The 19,502-nt window shown below is 72.1% G+C and carries 20 protein-coding genes and 1 riboswitch; of the genes, 7 read left to right on the top strand and 13 right to left on the bottom strand.

What is annotated here, in order from left to right:
* Positions 1-84: 84 nt before the first annotated feature.
* Positions 85-1,344, bottom strand: a complete 1,260-nt coding sequence (locus AB0H37_RS02400; protein ID WP_360610832.1) for an aminotransferase class V-fold PLP-dependent enzyme — start codon at positions 1,342-1,344, stop codon at positions 85-87.
* Between the two features lie 41 nt (positions 1,345-1,385).
* Positions 1,386-1,502: riboswitch (SAM riboswitch) on the bottom strand.
* A gap of 49 nt (positions 1,503-1,551) precedes the next feature.
* Between AB0H37_RS02400 and AB0H37_RS02395 the strand changes: the two genes are divergently transcribed.
* Positions 1,552-1,926: a hypothetical protein gene (locus tag AB0H37_RS02395; RefSeq protein WP_329086750.1), complete on the top strand. Its 375-nt coding sequence runs from the start codon at positions 1,552-1,554 to the stop codon at positions 1,924-1,926.
* Between the two features lie 15 nt (positions 1,927-1,941).
* Here AB0H37_RS02395 and AB0H37_RS02390 read toward each other — a convergent pair whose 3' ends face one another.
* The 3 genes from AB0H37_RS02390 to AB0H37_RS02380 all read right to left on the bottom strand — a co-directional run bounded on the left by AB0H37_RS02390 (position 1,942) and on the right by AB0H37_RS02380 (position 6,774).
* Positions 1,942-4,800: a transglycosylase domain-containing protein gene (locus AB0H37_RS02390; protein ID WP_360610830.1), complete on the bottom strand. Its 2,859-nt coding sequence runs from the start codon at positions 4,798-4,800 to the stop codon at positions 1,942-1,944.
* A gap of 217 nt (positions 4,801-5,017) precedes the next feature.
* Positions 5,018-6,166, bottom strand: coding sequence for an FKBP-type peptidyl-prolyl cis-trans isomerase (locus tag AB0H37_RS02385; protein ID WP_329086754.1), 1,149 nt, complete (start codon positions 6,164-6,166; stop codon positions 5,018-5,020).
* Between the two features lie 224 nt (positions 6,167-6,390).
* Complete coding sequence (locus AB0H37_RS02380; RefSeq protein ID WP_329086755.1) at positions 6,391-6,774, bottom strand: hypothetical protein; 384 nt, start codon at positions 6,772-6,774, stop codon at positions 6,391-6,393.
* Between the two features lie 79 nt (positions 6,775-6,853).
* Here AB0H37_RS02380 and AB0H37_RS02375 point away from each other — a divergent pair, with 79 nt between their 5' ends.
* The 3 genes from AB0H37_RS02375 to AB0H37_RS02365 all read left to right on the top strand — a co-directional run bounded on the left by AB0H37_RS02375 (position 6,854) and on the right by AB0H37_RS02365 (position 8,202).
* Positions 6,854-7,030 carry a hypothetical protein gene (locus AB0H37_RS02375; RefSeq protein WP_360610828.1) on the top strand — a complete coding sequence of 59 codons (177 nt, stop codon included), beginning with the start codon at positions 6,854-6,856 and terminating at the stop codon, positions 7,028-7,030.
* Between the two features lie 27 nt (positions 7,031-7,057).
* Positions 7,058-7,891, top strand: coding sequence for an exodeoxyribonuclease III (locus tag AB0H37_RS02370; RefSeq protein ID WP_360610826.1), 834 nt, complete (start codon positions 7,058-7,060; stop codon positions 7,889-7,891).
* Between the two features lie 101 nt (positions 7,892-7,992).
* Positions 7,993-8,202 (top strand): hypothetical protein, encoded by a 210-nt coding sequence (locus AB0H37_RS02365; protein ID WP_360610824.1) that lies wholly within the window; start codon positions 7,993-7,995, stop codon positions 8,200-8,202.
* Positions 8,203-8,312: 110 nt separating this feature from the next.
* On the opposite strand, the gene AB0H37_RS02360 is transcribed toward AB0H37_RS02365, so the two are convergent.
* The 8 genes from AB0H37_RS02360 to AB0H37_RS02325 form a co-directional block, all read right to left on the bottom strand.
* Positions 8,313-8,894, bottom strand: a complete 582-nt coding sequence (locus AB0H37_RS02360; protein WP_329086762.1) for a class I SAM-dependent methyltransferase — start codon at positions 8,892-8,894, stop codon at positions 8,313-8,315.
* A gap of 9 nt (positions 8,895-8,903) precedes the next feature.
* The gene (locus AB0H37_RS02355) at positions 8,904-9,665 is read right to left on the bottom strand and encodes a class I SAM-dependent methyltransferase (RefSeq protein WP_360610822.1); all 762 of its coding nucleotides are present in this window, start codon (positions 9,663-9,665) and stop codon (positions 8,904-8,906) included.
* A 26-nt stretch (positions 9,666-9,691) separates the two neighbouring features.
* Entirely contained in the window at positions 9,692-10,690 is a 999-nt protein-coding gene (locus AB0H37_RS02350; RefSeq protein ID WP_360610820.1) for a hypothetical protein, read from the bottom strand.
* Between the two features lie 160 nt (positions 10,691-10,850).
* The gene (locus AB0H37_RS02345; RefSeq protein ID WP_360610818.1) at positions 10,851-11,687 is read right to left on the bottom strand and encodes an SAM-dependent methyltransferase; all 837 of its coding nucleotides are present in this window, start codon (positions 11,685-11,687) and stop codon (positions 10,851-10,853) included.
* Positions 11,672-12,196, bottom strand: coding sequence for an ATP-binding protein (locus AB0H37_RS02340; protein ID WP_179836963.1), 525 nt, complete (start codon positions 12,194-12,196; stop codon positions 11,672-11,674). The genes AB0H37_RS02345 and AB0H37_RS02340 overlap by 16 nt, the downstream gene beginning before the upstream one ends.
* 242 nt (positions 12,197-12,438) lie before the next feature.
* The gene (locus tag AB0H37_RS02335) at positions 12,439-13,236 is read right to left on the bottom strand and encodes a methyltransferase (protein ID WP_360610816.1); all 798 of its coding nucleotides are present in this window, start codon (positions 13,234-13,236) and stop codon (positions 12,439-12,441) included.
* Positions 13,237-13,276: 40 nt separating this feature from the next.
* Positions 13,277-14,314 carry a hypothetical protein gene (locus AB0H37_RS02330; protein ID WP_179836962.1) on the bottom strand — a complete coding sequence of 346 codons (1,038 nt, stop codon included), beginning with the start codon at positions 14,312-14,314 and terminating at the stop codon, positions 13,277-13,279.
* A 14-nt stretch (positions 14,315-14,328) separates the two neighbouring features.
* Positions 14,329-15,732: a class I SAM-dependent DNA methyltransferase gene (locus AB0H37_RS02325; RefSeq protein ID WP_329086773.1), complete on the bottom strand. Its 1,404-nt coding sequence runs from the start codon at positions 15,730-15,732 to the stop codon at positions 14,329-14,331.
* A gap of 87 nt (positions 15,733-15,819) precedes the next feature.
* Here AB0H37_RS02325 and AB0H37_RS02320 point away from each other — a divergent pair, with 87 nt between their 5' ends.
* The 3 genes from AB0H37_RS02320 (at position 15,820) to AB0H37_RS02310 (ending at position 18,817) form a co-directional block, all read left to right on the top strand.
* On the top strand, positions 15,820-17,010 hold the full coding sequence (locus AB0H37_RS02320) for a glycosyltransferase (RefSeq protein ID WP_360611205.1): 1,191 nt from the start codon (positions 15,820-15,822) through the stop codon (positions 17,008-17,010).
* A gap of 84 nt (positions 17,011-17,094) precedes the next feature.
* Positions 17,095-18,348 (top strand): lipase family protein, encoded by a 1,254-nt coding sequence (locus AB0H37_RS02315; RefSeq protein ID WP_360610814.1) that lies wholly within the window; start codon positions 17,095-17,097, stop codon positions 18,346-18,348.
* A gap of 79 nt (positions 18,349-18,427) precedes the next feature.
* Positions 18,428-18,817 carry a DUF6221 family protein gene (locus tag AB0H37_RS02310; RefSeq protein ID WP_329086777.1) on the top strand — a complete coding sequence of 130 codons (390 nt, stop codon included), beginning with the start codon at positions 18,428-18,430 and terminating at the stop codon, positions 18,815-18,817.
* On the opposite strand, the gene AB0H37_RS02305 is transcribed toward AB0H37_RS02310, so the two are convergent.
* Positions 18,814-19,443: a uridine kinase gene (locus tag AB0H37_RS02305; RefSeq protein ID WP_179836958.1), complete on the bottom strand. Its 630-nt coding sequence runs from the start codon at positions 19,441-19,443 to the stop codon at positions 18,814-18,816. The two genes, AB0H37_RS02310 and AB0H37_RS02305, sit on opposite strands and share 4 nt — an antisense overlap.
* Positions 19,444-19,502 lie beyond the last annotated feature (59 nt).

The raw sequence follows: 19,502 nt of genomic DNA, 5'->3' as shown, positions 1-19,502 counted from the left end.
CGCGACTGCCTACGCTACATGGGCGAACAGGACCAAAGAGCATAATCATCTGACTGCGCGCGAGAGTTCCCAGGTCGGAGGCTGTCAGCGCGCAGTCAACGCGGCGAGGGCGGTGAGCAGCCGGTCGATGTGCTCCTCGTCCGTCCCGATGCCGATGCTCGCGCGGACGGCGCTCCGGTCCTCGCCCAGCAGGTGCCGGACGAAGGGGTGGGCGCAGAACTTCCCGTCGCGTACCCCGATGCCGTGCTCCTCGGACAGCGTAAGCGCCACGTCCCGCGCGTTCCAGCCGTCCACGGTGAACGACACGATTCCGACGCGCGGCGCCCGCTCCCCCCACAGCGTCAGCTCCCTGACGCGGGGGAGCGCCGCGAGTCCCGACCGCAGACGTTCCACCAGCTCCTCTTCGCGAGCGGCCAGGTCGTCCCAGGCGGGGGACAGCGTCTCGCACGCGGCGGCCAGCGCGAGGGCGCCGAGGACGTTCGGGGAGCCCGCCTCGTGCCGCTGCTCGGCGGAGGGCGCCCACCGGGTCGTCTCCCCGACCGAGGCGCTCGCGCCGCCGCCCTTGAGGTAGGGCTCGGCGGCGCGCAGCCAGTCGGCCCGCCCGGCGAGCACGCCCGCACCGAACGGCGCGTACAGCTTGTGCCCGGAGAACGCGACGTAGTCGAGGCCGAGCGCGGTCATGTCGAGGGGGCGGTGCGGGACGAGCTGCGCCGCGTCCACCGCGATACGGGCGCCGTTGCGGTGCGCGACGTGCGCGAGCTCCTCGATCGGCCACAGCTCGCCGGTGACGTTGGACGCGGCGGTGACGACGAGCAGCCGCGACCCGATCGGGCACGAGCGCAGCGCGCGGTCGGCCGCCGAGAGGGCCTCGGCCGGGGTGGCGGGCGCCGGGAGGCGCACGGCGCGCTTCCACGGCAGCAGCGACGCGTGGTGCTCGCTCTCGAAGACGACGACGCTCGTCCCGGCCGGGACGGCGTGCGCGAGCAGGTTCATCGCGTCGGTCGTGTTGCGCGTGAACACCACGGCCGAGCGCCGCCACGCGCCGAGGAACGACCGCACGGTCTCCCGCGCGTCCTCGTAGGCGGACGTCGTGACCTGGGACGCGTACCCCGCGCCGCGGTGGACGCTGCTGTAGTACGGCAGCGCGCGGGTGACGGCCTCGTGCACCGCCTCCAGACAGGGGGCGCTGGCGGCGTAGTCGAAGTTGGCGTAGGGGACGTGGCGGCCGTCCCGCACCGGAACCGGGACGTCCGCTCCGATGACGCGGGGAAGCGGGCGAACCCGGACCCCCTCGGGGCGCGTCACAGCAGGCGTGATGGGGGAGCGGGCGAGCAGCGTGGGCATGCCGGAACCTTCCGGGTCGGGGACCCCGGGATGTCCGTCGGGATCCGCGCTTGCCGGAACGCGGTGCCGCGTCCGGCCAGGTCCTCACCCGGGGCACCCCATCGCGGACGAAGGGTTGCCGGCCAGCAAGCCGGGGCTTTGCGCTGGCGCTCATGACCTCATGCGGAAGTATATGCGGAGCCGATCGGGGATCAAGGGGAGGGTGCGATGCGGTACGGGGTGGTTCGGACGCTGGCCGGCGGCGCGCTGGTGCTCGGCGCCCTCAGCGGGTGCGGGGCGCTGGGCGGCGGCAACTCCGGCCAGGTGTGCACCGACACGAAGAAGGCGTTCCAGCAGTACGTCACCCAGGTGCGGAGCCTTCCGGCGGCGGAGCCCGCGCAGTGGCGGCAGGCGACCGAGCAGCTCGCCGGACGCGTCGACGGGCTCGCGAAGCAGGCCGACGACGCCGACCTGAGCAAGGCGCTCAAGGCGGAGGCGGGCAGGCTCCGCGCCGCCGCGCCCGGGGTCGGCACCGGCGACGTCTCCCAGCTCGACAGTGTGATCAGGGAGACGCCGGCCACCATCGGCAAGGCCTGCGACTAGAGGCGGGCGCGGGGGCTACCCGCCGGTGCCGGGGCGGCCGAGCGGCCCGTCGCCCGTTCCGCCTCCGGGGTCGCCGCCGGTCCCACCGTCGCCTCCGTCGCCTCCATCGCCCCCGTCGCCGCCACCGCCGGGCTGCTGCGGCGGGATGATGGTCGGCAGGTCGGTGGGGGGCGTCGGGATGTCGGGACGTTCCGTGGACGGCGGCGGCTCGACCGGCCCGCCCGTGTCCGGCGGCTGCGTGCCGCCCGGCGGGACGTCCTGCGTCGGCCCGCCCCAGCCGCCGCCGGGCGTCATCGACGGCTCCCCGAAGGACTCGGGCTCGTAGCCCTTGATGTTCACCGCGTCCGACATGTACGAGCGCCACATCTGGGCGGGCAGCTGCCCGCCGTACGCGCCGTACCCGGGGATGTTCAGCGGCTTGCCGTCGCTGCGGAACATCGAGACCGTCGTCGCCATCTGCGGGATGAACCCGTTGAACCAGATCGCGCGGCCCTCGTCGGTGGTTCCGGTCTTGCCGGCGACGTCGCGGCCGTCGGGCAGCTGCGCGCCGGTGCCGGTGCCGCCCTGCACGACCTTCTGCATGGCGTAGGTGGCGTCACGGGCGACCTGCTGGCTGAACGCCCGCTCGCCCTTCTCGGCGAACGTGCGCTTGTGGTTCTCGTTGTCGGTGACCGACTTCACCACGAACGGCGTCCGGTGCACGCCCTCGGAGGCGAACGTCGAGTACACGCCCGCCTGCTGGACGGGGTGCAGCGACACGACGCCGAGCGGGAACGTGGCGGCGTCCCGCTGCGCCGGCTTCATCTGCGACCCGGGGATGCCCATCTTCTCGGCCATGGCGACGATCTTCTTGTTGCCGATGTCCTGGCCGAGGTTGACGTAGGCGGTGTTGATCGAGTGCTCGGTGGCGGTGACGAGGTTGACCGTCCCGAAGTTCTCGTTGCTGTCGTTGTGGATGGACGAGCCGTGGAAGTACTGCGGGGAGCTGCCGTCGTAGCTGGTCGACAGCGTCTTGCCGTCGTCCAGCGCGGCCGCCAGCGCGATCGGCTTGAACCCCGACCCGGCCTGCGCCCAGTCGCCGAAGGCGCTGCTCAGCGCCTCCTCCAGGTAGCCGCGGCCGCCGTAGAAGGCGAGCACCTGCCCGGTCTTCGGGTCGACCGACACCGCACCGGTGCGGATCTTCTTGCTCATCCCGTTCGGGGCGTTGTTCGCGACGGCCTGCTTCATCGCGTCCATCAGCCGCTTGTCGAACGTCGTGGTGATCTTCAGCCCGCTGCGGTTGATCTCGTCCTCGCTGTAGCCGCGGCGCTCGGTGAGCTCCTTCTTGGCCACGTTCACCATGTAGCCGCGCTGGCCCTTGAGGACGTCGGTGATCTTCTCCTTGCCGGGGGCCGGGAAGGTCAGCGAGGCCGCCTCGGACGAGGTGAGCGCCCCGTCCCGGACCATGTTGCCGACGATCGCGCGCCAGCGCTGCTCGGAGTAGGCGCGGCGGGGACCGGTCGGGTCGGCGAAGTTACTCGGCTGCTGGATCGCGGCGGCGAGGTAGGCGCCCTCCGCGGGCGTCAGCTTCGAGACGTCCTTGTTGTAGTACGCGTGCGCGGCGGCCTGCACCCCGTAGGCGTCGCGGCCGAAGTAGATGGTGTTGAGGTACTGCTCGAGGATCCAGTCCTTGTCCTTCTCCCGGCCCACCTTCAGGGAGACCATGACCTCCTTGAGCTTGCGGGTGACCGAGCGGTCCTTGCCGATGCCGCCGTAGTAGTTGCGGACCATCTGCTGCGTGATCGTCGAGCCGCCCTGCAGCTGCTTGCCGGTCGCGGTGGACCACAGCGCCCGCGCCGTGCCCTGGACCGACACCCCGGGGTCGTCGTAGAAGCTGCGGTTCTCCGCGGCGATCACCGCGGCCCGCGTGCTCTCGGGGATCTTGTCGAGCTTGACCGCGTCCCGGTTCATCCCGGTCTTGGCGATCTGCGTCTTGCCGTCGGAGTAGTAGAACGTCGGCCCCTGCGCGATCGCCTGCTCCTGCGCCGACGGCACCGGCGTGAACACGTAGGCGACGCCGAACGCGGCGATGCAGAACCCGATGAAGCCGAGGATCAGGAACAGCGCCCGGCGCAGGAACCGCGACCTGCGGCTGCGCGGCTTGCCGGGCCCTTTGCCCCCGCCGCCCCCACCGCGCCCGGAACCGGGCGGCTGGCCCCCCTCATGGGAGCCCCGCTGGGTCGAGTCGCGCTTGGCGGCGGCCATGCTCTTGGTATCTCCGGCCACCGCCCCATCGACACCATCAACCGCAGTGACTTCATCAGACGCACCGACCTCGTTCGCCGCGCTGACCTCGACAGACGCACCCACCCCATCGGCCGCGCCGCCAGTGTCCGAAGCGATCACGTCGTCAGGCACGATCACCTGATCGATCGCGGTGGCTTCGGTCGACGCGGTGTCATCGTCGGATGCGGTGACGTCGTCAGGCGTGGTGGGGGCGTCGGAGGCGGGGGTGTCGGCGGTCGTCGTCGTGGCCTCGGGGTCACCGGCCTCGGCGGGCGGGGGCGGCGTCTCAGCGGTGCCGGGGGCGTCGGAGGCGGAATCCGCGGCGGTATCGGCGGAGGTCGTGGCGTTATCGGCGGCGTCCGATTCGGTACCCTCGCTCGCGCCGGCGGCCTCTTCGCGCTCCTTGTCGCCGTTTCGAGATATGTCGCTCTCGTCGACGAATTCGGCGTCGCCGGTGGATTCTCCGGCGGCGCCTTCGATGTCCGCTGTCAGCGTGGCGGTCGCGGGACCGTCCGTGCCGGCCGGTGCCCCGGCCGCGGTTTCGTGCCGGTCCGCCTGGCCCGTCCCGGAGCGTTCCTCGCGCTCCGGGATCTTCTCGCTGTCGCTCACAAGCCCCCCGTGATTAATGCGTTACAGACGATACCTGAGGGAATCCGTGCGTCGACCGCCCAATGCGCTTCCGCGGCCTCCCAAAGGAGGACGGGCAATCCGCCTCTCCGGTTGTCGTGACGGATGTCGCAGTAGGCGGTCTTTCGTGAAAAGCCGAGCGGCGGGGACCCCGACCGGGTGCCCCGCCGCTCCCGCGCACGGCCGCGCCTCGGTCAGCTCACTTGTAGACCTTCGCGAGGATGTCCACCACGAAGACCAGGGTGTCGTCACCCTTGATCTTGGGCGGGCTGCCCTTCTTGCCGTAGCCCTCCTCCGGCGGCAGGACGAGCAGCACGCGGCTGCCGACCTTCGCGCCGGTGAGCCCCTTGTCGAAGCCGGGGATGGTCTGCCCGGTGCCGATCGGGAAGGTCGCGGGCTGCTTGTTGTCCCAGCTGGAGTCGAACTTGTCGCCGGACTTCCAGATCTTGCCGGTGTAGTTGACGACCGCCTCGTCGCCCTTGGCCAGCGCGGGGCCGTTGCCGGCGACGAGGGTCTTGGCCTGGAGCTTCTTGGGCGCGTCCTTGTCCGGGACCGTCACCTTGGGCTCCTTGCCGGCGCCCTTGTCCTCGACCTTGGGCAGCGACGCGTCGTCCAGTTTCTGCGCGGTGCCCTGCGGCTGCTGGCTCTTCGGGACGACCGCCTGGACGTCCATGATGAACAGGATCGCGTCCTTGGCGGTGATCTGCTGCGGGCTCAGCTGGGTGAGTTCCTTGGACGGCGGGAGCTGCATGACGAGCCGGCTGCCGGCGGACTTGCCGACGAGGCTCTTGTCGATGTCCTTGAGGCCGCTCTTGCCGATGACGAGGTGCATCGGGCCGCCGCCGCCCTGCTGCTGGCCCTCCTCGTAGGACGAGCGGACCTTCTCGCTGGAGCTCTTCACCCGCGAGTTCTCCTCGTCCTTGTCCTTCGACCACTTGTAGGTGGCGAACTGGACGTAGACGGTGTCGCCCTCGGCGGCGACGGGGCCGCCGCCCTTGATGGGCGTGCTCACCTTGAGCGTCTTGGTCGGCTCCAGCTTCGTGGGGATCGCGACTTTGGGCTCGGCGGCGAACTTGCCGGTCACCTCGATCTTCGGGCCGGGGCGGCTGACCCACCAGTACACCCCGCCGGAGACCGCGAGCGCCGCGACCACGATCCCGGCGATCACCATCAGCCGGCGCTTCTTGGCCTCCTTGGCGGTCAGCGCGGACGGCCGGTTCAGCCCGCTGCCGCGGCCGGCGCTGATGCCGTGCGGAGTGAACTCGGGGCTGCGGATGCTCTGGGCGTTCGGAATCTTCGCCTTCGCCTTGACCGCCGGCTTGCCCCGGGGCTTGTCATCCTCGGACATGTTTCCTCACTTGCTCCGGGTTCGACGACACCACAACCGTGACCACCCTTCCAGGGCCGGGCTAAGCACAGCGTGAAAACCGGGTAAAGGAGGCCGACCCGCAATCTACCGGTCACACACAAGGAGCGGTGTCATCTGGCAGGGGACAGGGGAAGGCGTCAGGATATCCCCGTCGCGCGAGTGACACACGCCCCCCACGCCGCCGGAGACGGTGCCGGGGGCGGTCAGATCCAACCGCGGCGCTGGGCGGTGATCGCGGCTCGGAAGCGGCTCGTGGTGCCGAGAAGGCTCAGCAGCTCGCTGACCCGGCGGGCGTAGGTGCGTGCCGACAGGCCCAGGCGTGCGGCGGCGGCGCGGTCGGGCAGCCCGTCCCGCATGCAGACCAGGATCGGGACCAGATGGGCCGGCGGCAGGTCGGGGCCCTGGTCGGCGGGCAGGGCGTCGCCGGAACCCCACGAGTGGTGGTGCAGGCGGAACAGCGCCTTGACCACCGCGGGGTCGCGGATGACGAGCAGGCCGTTGTAGAACACGTCCAGGTCGAGCGGGATGATGGCGGTCGTGCGGTCGAACACGGCCAGCCGGACGGGGATCTGTTCGATCAGACGCACCTGCCCGCCGTTGCGCCACTGGATGGTCTCCAGGGCGCCGTCCTGGGCCAGGCCCTGCGGAGAGGTGATCTGGCGCAGGGTGGGGACCTTGGGTGACCTCGGCTATCCGGGCCAGAAGTTCGACGCGATCCGCGGCAGCGGCCCCTGGGACTACTACCGTTGCGACAACGGAGTGACCAGCAACTTCTGGATCTACGGGCGGAACGTGGCCACTAACGTCGTCGGCTGGGTCCCCGACTGCAACCTGACGGGATAGCTCCGCCGGGGATGGCAGGCTGGGAGGATGCGCCTCGCGACGTGGAACGTCAATTCCGTCAAGGCACGCCTTCCGCGCCTTCTCACCTGGCTGGACGAGACGAAGCCGGACGTGGTCTGCCTCCAGGAGACCAAGTGCCGCGCCGATCAGTTCCCCGCCGCGGAGGTCGAGGAACTCGGGTACGCCACGGCCGCGCACGGCGACGGACGATGGAACGGTGTGGCCGTCCTTTCGCGGGTCGGCATCGAGGACGTCTCGAACGGCTTTCCGGGCGAGCCCGCCTACGCGGGCGAGGCGGGGGCCGAAGGCGAGGACGAGCAGATGGAGTTGAGCGAGCCCGTCCTACTGGCGCCCGAGGCCCGCGCGCTCGGCGCCACGTGCGGCGGCGTGCGGGTCTGGTCGCTGTACGCGCCCAACGGCCGCACCCCGGAATCGGCCCATTACACCTACAAGCTGGCGTGGTTCGCGGCCCTCCGCGACGCCCTCGCGGAGGAACTGGCCGTGGGGGCGCCGCTGGTCGCCTGCGGCGACTACAACGTCGCCCCCACGGACGAGGACGTCTGGGACCCGGCCGTCTTCGCCGGCTCCACCCACGTCACGCCCCCCGAGCGGCAGGCGCTCGCCGACCTGCAGGCCCTCGGCCTCCACGACGTCGTCCCGACGATCTTGAAGGGCCCCCACCCCTACACCTACTGGGATTACCGGGCCGGCGCCTTCCACAAGAACCTGGGCATGCGCATCGACCTGTTCTACGCGAGCGAGGACGTCGCCGGACGTGTCGCCTCCGCCTACGTCGACCGCGAGGCCCGCAAGGGCAAGGGCCCGTCCGACCACGCCCCGGTCGTCGTCGACCTCGACTGACCTCGCGCCTTGCGGATCGCGCCGAACGCCGCACGGTTCTTGCCGAGGTCCGGCTGATCATCAGCAGGACGCAACCGAGAGATATGGGAAGGAAACTGACCATGGCGATCAACAACGCCCCGAACCACGGCGACTACGACAGGGCTCCGACCGGCCGCTCCTACAGCGTCGCTCCGCACAGCAGCGGGAGCAGCGCCGGTTCGGCCGCGGACACCGGGCGTACCGAGCAGCCCGCGCCGGTCGAATCCGGTACCCCCGACCCCCTGGTCGAGGCGTTCCTGACGGCCGGAGAGGTCAAGTCCGAGGGCTGACGCCTGAAGGTCTGACGCCTCGCGGCAGGTGAATCAGTGTTCCGGCGAGTGGGGCGGCTTCGTGCCGCACCCGCTCGCCGGAACATCTTCTTTCGGCCAGATCCGGGGCGCTAGCCGTCGTGGCGGGCGAGGAAGCGGCGCTTGCCGCCTTCGTCGTACTGGTCGAGGACGGTGAAGCCGTCCGGCAGGAGCGAGGCGGGCTCACCGGGCTTGAGGCACCATTCGGCGGGCAGGCGCGGCCGGTCCCGGCGGGCGGCCTCGGTGAAGGCCTCCCAGGCCAGCAGGCCGCCGGGCAGGACGGCGCCGGCCGCGCGCTCGAACACGGCGCGGTCCCAGAACCCGGTGCACAGGACGAGCGCGAACCGGTCCGGGCCCGGCCGCCAGGCGCCGAGGTCGGCCTGGACGAGCGTGACCAGCGGGCCGAGCCCGCGCCGCCGGGCCTCCGCGGCAAGCCGCGCGAGGGCGATCTCGGAGATGTCCACGGCCGTCACGCGGCGTCCCGTCCAGGCGGCCAGCAGGGCGCTGCCGGAGGGTCCCGACGCCAGGTCGAGCACTCCGCCGTCCGGCATCCCGAGCGACAGCGCCCGCTCCGCGAGCGGGTGGGCCCGCGACGACCCGGACGACTCTGCGTACTTCTCGTTCCACCGGAGCCTGTCCGGATGCCCCGTTAATTCCGCCGGCACGTCCTCCATGGGACGACTCTAACGGCGCTCCGCGATCAAGAGCATGAACATGGCCGTGGGGAAGCCCTTGCGCCACCACGGGTCGTCCCGCAGCTGCTCTTCCGTCGGGTGCGGCTCGCGCAGGTCCGCGATGACGAATCCGGCGTCTCGGAGCGTTCCAGCGTAGTACTCCAGCGGCCGGAGCCAGCTTGTGATCATCGAAGGGGATTCCAGGCCGTCCACCATGAACCGCTGGTCGATCCCGCGCGGGGTGAAGTACTGCGACGCCGGGACGCTGCTCGCCGCGCCCTGCTCGGCGTTCTCCACGTAGAAGCAGGGGTGCAGCGTCAGCAGGACCAGCCGGCCGCCGCTGCGCAGGACGCGCGAGAACTCGCCGATGGCGCGGGTCGGGTCCTGCAGGTGGCTGAACAGGTGGTTGCACAGGACTAGGTCGAACCGGTCGTCCTCCAGCGGCAGGTCCTCGACGCTGGCGCGGGTGAACGTGGCCTTGCCCTCCTGCGCCGGGTGCGCCGCGGCCGCGTCGATCAGGCCCTGCGCCGCGTCGACGCCCGTGACCTCGGCGCCCATGGCGGCGAGCCTGCGCGACAGGTAGCCCTCGCCGCATCCGGCGTCCAGGACGCTCTGGCCGGCGCAGTCGCCGACGGCCTCCAGGACGGCGGCGTCGGTCAGTTCGGTCCGGTACCGGTCGCGGCGCTCCCTGATGACCTTGACCCAGTACTGCGCGTTCGCTTCCCATCGCGCACGCGTCAGTTTCGCGATGGCTTGCGCCGTGTCCTCCACCGGCTCCCCATTCTCCAAGGCCTGGCTCAGGCAAGGCCCTTGAGCCGCCGCACCAGCGTGTTGCAGGTCTGTCTGATCCTTCTGTCCCGGCAGTCGACCCCGCGCAGTTCCAGCGCCTGGATCAACTCGGGGAGCTTTCCGCCGAACGCCGGATCGCGTTTGAGCGCCAGCGGAATGTACGTCGACACCAGGTAGTAGAGGTAGGCGTCGTTGTAGACCGCGATCTCGCGGAGCACCTCGGTGGCCGTGTTGCGCAGCGACAGGGAGCTCGGAAGGGTGAAGTCGCTGCTGATCCGGCCGTCTCGCGTATAGGTGGGGAACGACCATTCCTCAAGCGCCGCGTAGACGGGCGTCGCGTCGAGTTCCTGGCGGTAGCGCTCGGCCAGGTCGAAGTCGTTCGAGCTGATCAGGGAGCCCATCACCACGCCGCGCATCATGAAGGCGGTCTGCCGCCCGGGCACCTCGAAGCCGAGGTCGGCCTCCAGTGCCCCGGTCACCTTGCTGACCTGGTGCGTGAGGATGTTGAGCGCGAGGATCGAATGGAACGAGTAGGTCTTGCGGTTCAGCCGCGGGGCCAGGTCGATGGACGAGTCGAAGAGCTTCTGGGGGTCCCTCAGGAGGCCGTGGCCGGCCTCGGTGGAATAGAGCGCCTCCAGTGCGGTGTCCTGCTCGCGCCCCCAGAAACGGGCGATGAACGAGGACGTCTTCTGGGTCGCCTGGCCGCGCATGATGTGCAGCCCGGCCTCCAGCGCGTTCAGCAGGTGCTGCTGCGCGACGGACGAGTTCTGCAATGCCTCCAGATCGACGGTGAGCCCCTGGCCGTGCAGGTCGGCGACGAGCCCGTCGCGCCTTTTCCTGACGGCGTGCGCCATCGAGTACTCGGCGATTCCCGGCACGGACGACATGAGGCTCTGCAGCGACCGCCCGCTGACCCGGTCGAGCCATTCCGCGTTGTCCCACAACCGGAAGATCGTGCTCTCGTCGAGTCCGGAGAAGGCCGCCACGTCGGACATGTTGAGTCCCATGTCCCTGGTGATGTCGGAGAGAGACTTCGGCTCGCCGTCCGCTGTCATCACTCGCCCTAGATGTGGCAGTTGCTGGCGGTTCGATGGTAGCGAAGCACCGCGGGCGGGGGACGGACGATCGACAGAAGTCTCGGCGAGTACCGCGGGGGACATGCCGTCGTCACCCCGGTACGCGCCCGACGCAGCCGATGAGCGGCAGCGGGCGCAGGTCGGTCAGGGGGGCGGGCCCCGGCAGCCGGGCCGGGTAGGGGTCGAGCATCCGCAGGCTCGCGCAGATGCGGGCGATCTCGTCCGCGCTCCGCGGCCGGAACGGGGTGTCGACGCCCTCGCACGGCCCGGAGATCGGGTCCAGTTCCGGCGACCGCTCGGCGTGGCTGATCACCACATGGCTGCCGGGGGTGAGGCCCTCGGCGAGCGCGGCGACGATCCCGGCCGGGTCGTCCTCGTCGGGAACGAAGTCCAGGACGCCGAGCAGGAACACCGCGACGGGCTCGGAGAGGTCGATCAGACGGCGCAGGCCGGGGTCGGCGAGCAGGGCGGCCGGGTCGCGGACGTCCCCGGCGAAGGCGCCGGTGCCGGCGTCCACGGCGAGCAGTGCCCGCGCGTGCGTGAGCACCATCGCGTCGTTGTCGACGTAGGCGACGCGGCAGTCCGGGTCGGTCCTCCGGACGAGGTCGCCGAGGTTCTCGGCGGTCGGCAGCCCGCAGCCGACGTCGACGAACTGCCGCAGTCCCGCCTCCCCGGCGAGCAGTGCGGCGGCGTGGTCCAGGAAGCCCCTGTTCGCCTGGACGAGCCGCAGCACCGACGGGCAGCTGCGCAGCGCACGCTCGGCGGACTCGCGGTCCGCGGCGTAGTTGTCCTTGCCGCCGAGGAGGTAGTTGCACATGCGGGCGACGCTGGCCGACGTCGTGCTGAGCGCGGGCCCGCCCCCGGGAGGGGACGGGTCGGCCCGGCGGGTCGGGGTCAGCGCCGCCCCGGAGGTCACGGCAGCCGCCATCCGTCCCGGACGCCGACGCCGAACCAGAAGGTGGAGGTCCCGCTCTTGCCGCGGCAGGTGCCGTAGTCGGTGGCGAGGGCCTTCATCAGGGTGAGCCCGCGCCCGCCGGTCGGCAGCGCATCGTCCACGACCCGGGGCGGCCCGTGGGCGGCGCCGCCGTCGGTGATCTCGACCCGCACGTACCGGTCGACGTGCAGCACGGTCAGCGTGATCGTCCCGTCCCGGCGCGGCCGCGCGTGCAGCACCGAGTTGGTCATGGCCTCGCTGGTCAGCAGTTCCAGGTCGCCGAGCTCGGACCGGTCGGCGCCGAAGTGCTGCCCGACGAGCTCGCGGACGTAGGAGCGGCCGAGCCGCACGGCGGGCGGGGTGGCGGCGAGGTCGATCTCGCCGATGAGGCGCCCCGAGGACTTGCCGTTGTGGTTCCAGGCGGACGGGATCCCGACTTCCAGCGAGGGAGCGGGGGCGGGCACCAGCACGGGCGCCCCGGACCATGTGTCTGATGCGTTCATGGCGATGTCGGCTTCACGTCTCCGTGTCGGGCTGTAAGCGAACATGTGCTTCTCGGCCAAGTCGATGTCGGACGTGGAAGTGAAACAACACACACTCTTACGCAGCCACCTCGGGCCAGTCACCAACGCTTGCGCGCATGCAAGGGCCCTGCCGCACCCTGCGGGAGGTCACACGCCGTCCAAGATCCGCCACATGGCGGCGCCTTACCGGTCCTGGACCGGATCCGCAAACCGGCCGGAGGTCAGCCGCCGGGCCTGCGGCCCCAGACGGAGATCAGCGGCGCGAGGGTGAGGTCGAGGCGCCCCGCGGCGATGACGGCCAGCAGGTGGCGGATCTCCTCGGCGGTGGCGTGCCCGCCCTCGATGAGCCGCTCGCGCACCTGGAGGACGGACGCGGTCTCCAGGACGCCGCAGGCCGGAGCCGAGAGGGGGAAGAACGCGTCGGCGCGCACGTCGTCCAGGCCGGCGTCGCGCAGGAGCCGGGGGAGCCTGCGGCCGTAGGCGAGGTCGGCGCCGCGCTCGGCGAGCAGCGCGCGGAAGCCGCGCCGGACGGCGTTGGCGAGGCGTTCGTCCGGACCGCGCTCGTCGGGGCAGGCCAGCGGCTGGAGCCCCGGGTCGGCGTCCTCGACGAGCAGGACGCCGCCGGGCCGCAGGGCGTCGATCATCGTCTGGAGGGCCCGGTCGCGGTCGGCGAGGTGGACCAGCACCAGCCGGGCGTGGACGAGGTCGAAGGGCCCCTCGGGCGGGTCGTCGCGCACGAGGTCGTGGCGCCGGACCTCCACCGGCGCGCCGGCGAGTTCCGGCGCGTCCGCCAGCCACGACACGTCGATGTCGGTCGCCAGCACGCGGCCGGCGGCCCCGACGCGGCCGGCGATCCAGGACGGCACGGACGGCCCGCCGGCGCCGACCTCCCAGACGCGCCATCCCTGGCCGAGGCCCGCGTCGTCCATGTGGCGGAACGTCCACGGGTTGAACAGTTCCGAGATCGCCTCGAAGCGGGCGCCCGCCTCGACCTGCCGGTTGTCCAGGAGATAGTCCACGCTCCGATGATGCCGCCTGTTCGGCGGCGCGGGCGCGCGTTCAGGGGATCAGTTCCGGCAGGAGGGTGTCGCGGAGCTCCGCGAGGGCCGCGCTCTCCGCCGTGGCGGCCTCCACCCGGCGCGCCAGCGCGGTGGCCAGACCGCCGAACGAGCGGACGGCGGCGTCGCCGGGCCAGGGGACCGTGAAGGCGGCGATGTCCTGCCACCTGGCGCGCGGCATCCGCGTGCCGTCGCCGACGGCGCAGGCGTGCGCCACCACGTCGTCGCTCGCCAGGGCGGCGAGGAGCCACCCCCTGCGGGCGGCGTCCCGTGGGCGGACGACGAGGATGTCGGTCGAGGCGACGCCGTCCACGAAGGCGAGCCCCACCTTGTGGAAGGCGGGCCGGAGCTTGCCGAACAGGACGTCTCCGGCTGCGAAGCGCCGTTTCGCGCTGGTGGCTCCGGACGCGTCGGTCCAGGTCGAGAGCCACATGTGCCGCTTCGGCATGTGCTCCAGAGCGATGTAGTTCTCGTCCCGTCCGATCCGCTGCGGCGGGACGTTGCGGCGCACCAGGTCCCCGAGCTCGCCGATCGGCATGACGGACGCGGCCGTGGACGCCGACTCGTCGTAGCGGGCGCGGACCAGCGCGTCGCCGCAGGCCGCGATGCGCCCGTTCACCTCGATCTTGTCGTCGAGCGCCCCCAGAACGGACGCCGCCGCGTCCTGCTCCGCCCGGCTCAGGCGCGGGGCGGTGAGGCCGCTCAGGATCGCGTGGGTGAGGAGCGGCTGCCCCGAGCCGATGCGGTACCTGTTCAGGCCGAGCCGCTTGAGCAGGTAGTGGACGTAGCGCGCGTTCACTCCGTCCTTGGCCGTGGCGATGATGGCGTTGTCGGTGGCCCAGCACGGGTCGGGGCTGTAGTGGACGGTGCCGCAGAAACTCCCGACGCGTCCCACGATGGTGGAACCCGGCCCGGCGTTGAACCCGCCGGACGTCCCGATGACCCCGTTGGCGCCGAAGGTCCGGTAACGGGTGCCCGCGGCGGGACGCGATCGGCCGTTCGAGAACGTGACGAGTTCGCCCAGTGCCACGTCAGCCATCAGGACGCCCCGGCTCAGCCACTGAACCGTCCCAGCTCGTCCCTGACGACCTGGTCGAGGCGCGCCGACTCCTCCAGATGCGTGAGGAGCTCCTTGGCGAGCCGCTCCACGCGGTCGGCGGCGGGCTCGTCGCCGCGATCCGCCTCGGCGGCCCCGACGTAGCGTCCCGGCGTGAGGACGTGGTCATGCGACCTGATCTCGTCCGGTCCCGCCGCGTGGGAGAAGCCGGGGACGTCGGAATGGCCGTGGTCGCGCCACGCCCGGTACGCGCCGGCGATCCGGGCGACGTCGTCGGCGGTGAGGATCCGCTCGGTGCGGTCGACCATCGTCCCCATGTCCCGGGCGTCGACGAACAGGACCTCGCCCGGGACGCTCTTGCGCCTGTCGAAGAACCAGAGGCAGGCGGGGATCGGGGTGGTGCGGAAGAGCCGGTCCGGCAGCGCGACGACGCACGAGACGAGATCGGCCTCCACGAGCGCCGCGCGGATCTCCCCCTCGCCCGACTGCCGGGACGACATCGAGCCGTTCGCCATGACGACGCCCGCGCGGCCCTGCGGCCCGAGCTTGGCCACGATGTGCTGGATCCAGGCGAAGTTGGCGTTCCCCGCGGGCGGGAGGCCGTAGCGCCAGCGCGGGTCGCCGGGATCCCGGTACCAGTCCGACATGTTGAACGGCGGGTTGGCGAGAACGTGGTCGGCGGCGAGCTCCGGATGCGCGTCCTCGTAGAAGGCGTCGGAGCGGCGGACGTCGCCCGCGATCTCGTGGACGGCCAGGTTCATCCTGGCCAGCCGCCACGTCCGCTCGTTCGCCTCCTGCCCGTACACCGCTATGTCGTCCGGCCGCCCCCGATGGCTCAGGACGAACCTCTCCGCCTGGACGAACATGCCGCCGGAGCCGCAGCAGGGGTCGTACACCCGCCCCCGGAACGGCTCCAGGACCTCCACCAGCAGCCGGACCACGCCGGCCGGCGTGTAGAACTCGCCGCCGCGCCTGCCCTCGGCCCGCGCGAACTTCTCCAGGAAGTACTCGTAGACCTCGCCGAGGACGTCCCGCGCGGGCCGCGCGCCGAACTCCGCCCCGAACCGCACCTGGCCGATCAGCTCGACCAGCTCGCCGAGACGCCGCTGGTCCACCCGGGTGAAGATCTGCGGGAGGACGCCGTCGAGCGACGGGTTGGCGCGCATGACGGCGCCCATCGCCGCGTCGACCCGCTCACCGATGCCCCCGGCGGCGGGGGAGAGGTCCGCCCACCGCGCCCCGTCCGGGACCCGGAAAGCCCCCTCACCGGACGAGTCGGACACGTACTTGAGGAACACGAGCCCGAGGACGAAGTCCCTGTACTGCGCCGCGTCGACGGATCCGCGCAGCTTGTCGGCGGCCTTCCAGAGGACATCGTCTTTCCAGAGGACATCGTCCATCCGCGTGACTCTAGCGTTCGGCCCGCCACGCTGGCGGGACGTCGTTCGTGGACGGGAAGCGGGTGCGGTGCGAGGCTGCGGACCGTGATGGTCGTGGGCGTCCTGGCATGCGCGGCGCTGGCCGGATGGCTGTACCTGGCGTTCGCGCACGGCGGCTTCTGGAAGACGGGACCGGGCCTGCCCGACGCACCGGCACCGGACGAGTGGCCAGGGGTCGTCGCCGTCGTCCCCGCCCGCGACGAGGCAGCCGTCCTCCCGGAGACGCTCCCGACGCTGCTCGCCCAGCGGTATCCGGGCGCCTTCCGCGTGATCCTGGTCGACGACGGGAGCGGCGACGGCACCGCCGAGACGGCCGCCTCCCTCGCGGACGGCGACCCGGCCCTGTCGATCGTGCCCGCGGGGGAGCGCCCGCCGGGGTGGGCGGGCAAGGTGTGGGCGATGTCGGAGGGCGTCCGGGCGGCGGGCGAACCCGACTTCCTCCTCTTCACCGACGCCGACATCGCCTACGCCCCGGGCACCGTGGAGGGGCTCGTGCGCTCCGCCGTGGCCGGACAGCGCGACCTGCTGTCGCAGATGGCGACGCTCAGCACCCGCACGGGCTGGGAGCGGGTGGTCGTCCCCGCCTTCGTGTACTTCTTCGCCCAGCTCTACCCGTTCCGCCGCGTCGGCCGCGACGGGGCGCGCACGGCCGCCGCCGCGGGCGGCTGCATGCTCGTCCGGCGCGCCGCCCTCGTCGAGGCGGGCGGCCTCGCCCGGATCCACGACGCGCTGATCGACGACGTGGCGCTGGGACGGCTCGTCAAGCGCGCGGGCGGGCGCTGCCGCCTCGATCTCAGCCGCGACGTCGTCAGCCGCCGCCCCTACCCCCGCCTCGCCGACCTCTGGGCGATGATCGCCCGCAGCGCCTACCACCAGCTGCGCTACTCGCCCGCCCTGCTCGCCGGGACCGTCGCCGGCCTGCTGCTCCTCTACGCGGTCCCGCCCGCCGCGACGGCCGCGGGCCTGATCGCGGGCCCGGCCGGCGGCGCGCCCGCCCTCGCGGCGGGCGCGCTCGCCTGGGCGCTCATGGCGGTCACCTACGCGCCGATGCTGCGCTTCTACGGCCTGTCGCTCGTGCGCGCCCCGGCCCTGCCGCTCGTGGCCCTGCTGTACGCGGCGATGACGCTCGACTCCGCCCGCAGGCACCGCGCCGGCCGGGGCGGTTCCTGGAAGGGCCGCACTTTGTCGGGACGGCACAAATCCGGTGCCGGCGATGCGTCCCGCGCGCCATTGGAGTAAGTGTCCAATTACGTTACTGTCGGGTGGCCGTCACGCCGACGGCAGGCGCGGAGACGCCGCCGCCACGTTGAAGGGTTACCCGCCATGTCCATCACCGTTCGCCGGGTCGTGCGCGCCGCCGTGGCGTCGTGCGTCGGCCTCGCCATGACGGCGGCCGCCCTGCAGGGCACCGCCGCCGCGGCGCCGCAGGCCCCGAAGCCCCCGGCCGAGGATCCGTTCTACCAGCCGCCCTCCCCGCTCCCGGCGGGCGCGCCCGGTGACGTCATCAGGTCGCGTCCCGCAGTGTTCACCGTGGACCCGATCGGCCACTCGCCGTACGAGGGCGTCAAGTCCTGGCAGGTGCTGTACCGGTCGGAGACGGTGCAGGGGCAGCCGACCGCCGTCTCGGGCATGGTCCTCGTCCCCGCCAAGGAGTGGACGGGCCAGGGCGAGCGGCCGCTCGTCTCCTACGCCGTCGGGACGCGCGGACTCGGCGACGCCTGCGCCCCGTCCTACACCCTCACCCAGGGCATGGACTACGAGGAGCTGTTCATCGCCGACGCGCTCAGCCGCGGGTGGGCCGTCGCCGTCACCGACATGGAGGGCCTCGGCACGCCCGGGCAGCACACCTACGAGGTCGGCGGCTCCCAGGGCCGGGCCCTGCTGAACGTCGCCCGCGCCGCGCAGCGCCTCCCCGACGCGGGACTCGGCGGCTCGCCGGTCGGCCTCTGGGGCTACTCGCAGGGCGGCACGACCGCGGGCTGGGCGGCGGAGCTGGCGAAGACCTACGCCCCCGAGCTGGCGATCAAGGGGGTGTTCGCGGGCGGCGTCCCGGCGGACCTCCAGGCCGTCGCCAAGGGACTGGACGGCTCCCCGTTCGTCGCGCTCATGTTCATGGCCGCCGTCGGTTACGACGCCGCCTATCCCGAGCTCGACCTGGCCAAGTACCTCAACGACGACGGCCGCGAGCTGCTGGCCAAGGCCCAGGACATGTGCCTGGTCAGCTTCGACGGGCCCCTCACGGTCGTGCAGACCGCGTTCAAGCACATCAGCGACTACACGACCACCGACCCGCTGGCCACGCCCGAGTGGCAGCGCCGCCTGGACGCCAACAAGCTCGGCTCCACAGCCCCGAGTGCCCCGGTGCTCCAGACGCAGGCCGTCTACGACGAGATCATCCCCGCCGCGCAGGCCGACACCCTCCACAAGGCGTGGTGCGCGAAGGGCGCCAACATCACCTGGAAGACCTACACCTTCGCCGAGCACGCCACCGGCATGCTCTGGAGCGAGCCCGACGCGATGACGTTCCTCGGCGACCGCTTCGCGGGCAAGCCGGTCACCGGCAACTGCGCCGCCTGACCCTTGCCCGCGGGGCCGCCCGCATCTGGGCGGCCCCGGCCCTGGGGCCATCCCGCTCCGCAAGGGGCAGGATGGCCCTATGGATTTGGTGGAGTTCCTCCGCGCTCGGCTGGACAGGGACGAGCAGATGGCCCGCGCCTGCTCCGGCACCCCCTGGAAGGCGACCCCCTCCGGCACGGTCAGCACCGACACCGGCGATCCCGGCACGGACGGCTCCGCCTACGTCGCGACGACGGAGAACGGCGCGTACGCCGAGCACATCGCCCGCCACGACCCCTCCCGCGCGCTCGCCGAGGTGGCCGCCCGGCGCCAGATCGTCGACGACTACGAGAAGCAGGCCTGGATCCTCGGCCAGGGCCACCGCACCCCCGAACTCGACGCGGCGCAGTCCGTCCGCGAGGCGGTCGTGCGCCTCCTCGCGCTGCCCTACGCCCACCACCCCGCCTACCAGGAGGAATGGCGGCCCTAGGCGTCGGTGATCAGCGCCGGGTGGCGGGGGTCGTCCAGCTTCAGGACGACGTCGGCGGTGCGAACGGGCTCGACCTCGGCGTCATAGCGCGCGTAGGCGGGAAGCGTCCACGCCTCGTCGCCTGCCGTGCGGCGGGCCAGCGCCCCGCGCGACAGGGACAGGTGCACGGTCAGCTCGAACGGCAGCCCCCGGCCGAGCAGCAGCGAGCCGTCCAGCAGCAGCACCCCGCCCGGCCGGACGGGCACGTAGCCGGCCCTCGTCGCCCTGTCGAGCGCCGCGTCCCACAGACTCGGCAGGACCCTCCCGGTGCCGGACGGCTCCAGCGGCCCCAGCGCCTCCCGTACGAGCCCGCCCACATCGAGCCATTCGTCGTAGAAGACGTCCGGATCGTCCCGCCCGTGCTCGTAGCGCAGCGACGCCGGACGCAGGAAGTCGCGCGCCGACACCCGCACGACGTCCCGTCCCCGAGCGCGCAGCGGCGAGACGAGGGCGTCGGCCAGGTCGGAGGGCGCCGCGGGCGGCGCCCCGTCGATCGCCACCCGCGCCCAGGAACCGGACCCGGACGCCGTGATCCGGTCGGCCAGCTCCTCGACCACCAGAGACGGCGAGATCGGTCGTGCGCGCATCACCTCATCCTGCCCGCAACCCCGGGCGCGCCTGACACACCGCCCTCTCGGAATGTAAC

Source organism: Actinomadura sp. NPDC023710, from assembly GCF_040639875.1.
Lineage (GTDB): Bacteria > Actinomycetota > Actinomycetes > Streptosporangiales > Streptosporangiaceae > Spirillospora > Spirillospora citrea.
The sequence above is the reverse complement of the archived record's forward strand: the minus strand, read 5'-3'. Positions and strand labels throughout refer to the sequence as shown.

Coding starts and splice junctions, on each gene's coding strand:
- AB0H37_RS02305 (WP_179836958.1), bottom strand. CDS start 19,443: ATGCGCGCACGACCGATCTCGCCGTCTCTGGTGGTCGAGGAGCTGGCC.
- AB0H37_RS02395 (WP_329086750.1), top strand. CDS start 1,552: ATGCGGTACGGGGTGGTTCGGACGCTGGCCGGCGGCGCGCTGGTGCTC.
- AB0H37_RS02370 (WP_360610826.1), top strand. CDS start 7,058: ATGCGCCTCGCGACGTGGAACGTCAATTCCGTCAAGGCACGCCTTCCG.
- AB0H37_RS02350 (WP_360610820.1), bottom strand. CDS start 10,690: ATGGGACTCAACATGTCCGACGTGGCGGCCTTCTCCGGACTCGACGAG.
- AB0H37_RS02365 (WP_360610824.1), top strand. CDS start 7,993: ATGGCGATCAACAACGCCCCGAACCACGGCGACTACGACAGGGCTCCG.
- AB0H37_RS02340 (WP_179836963.1), bottom strand. CDS start 12,196: ATGAACGCATCAGACACATGGTCCGGGGCGCCCGTGCTGGTGCCCGCC.
- AB0H37_RS02360 (WP_329086762.1), bottom strand. CDS start 8,894: ATGGAGGACGTGCCGGCGGAATTAACGGGGCATCCGGACAGGCTCCGG.
- AB0H37_RS02325 (WP_329086773.1), bottom strand. CDS start 15,732: ATGGACGATGTCCTCTGGAAAGACGATGTCCTCTGGAAGGCCGCCGAC.
- AB0H37_RS02310 (WP_329086777.1), top strand. CDS start 18,428: ATGGATTTGGTGGAGTTCCTCCGCGCTCGGCTGGACAGGGACGAGCAG.
- AB0H37_RS02400 (WP_360610832.1), bottom strand. CDS start 1,344: ATGCCCACGCTGCTCGCCCGCTCCCCCATCACGCCTGCTGTGACGCGC.
- AB0H37_RS02385 (WP_329086754.1), bottom strand. CDS start 6,166: ATGTCCGAGGATGACAAGCCCCGGGGCAAGCCGGCGGTCAAGGCGAAG.
- AB0H37_RS02330 (WP_179836962.1), bottom strand. CDS start 14,314: ATGGCTGACGTGGCACTGGGCGAACTCGTCACGTTCTCGAACGGCCGA.
- AB0H37_RS02345 (WP_360610818.1), bottom strand. CDS start 11,687: ATGGCGGCTGCCGTGACCTCCGGGGCGGCGCTGACCCCGACCCGCCGG.
- AB0H37_RS02315 (WP_360610814.1), top strand. CDS start 17,095: ATGTCCATCACCGTTCGCCGGGTCGTGCGCGCCGCCGTGGCGTCGTGC.
- AB0H37_RS02320 (WP_360611205.1), top strand. CDS start 15,820: ATGGTCGTGGGCGTCCTGGCATGCGCGGCGCTGGCCGGATGGCTGTAC.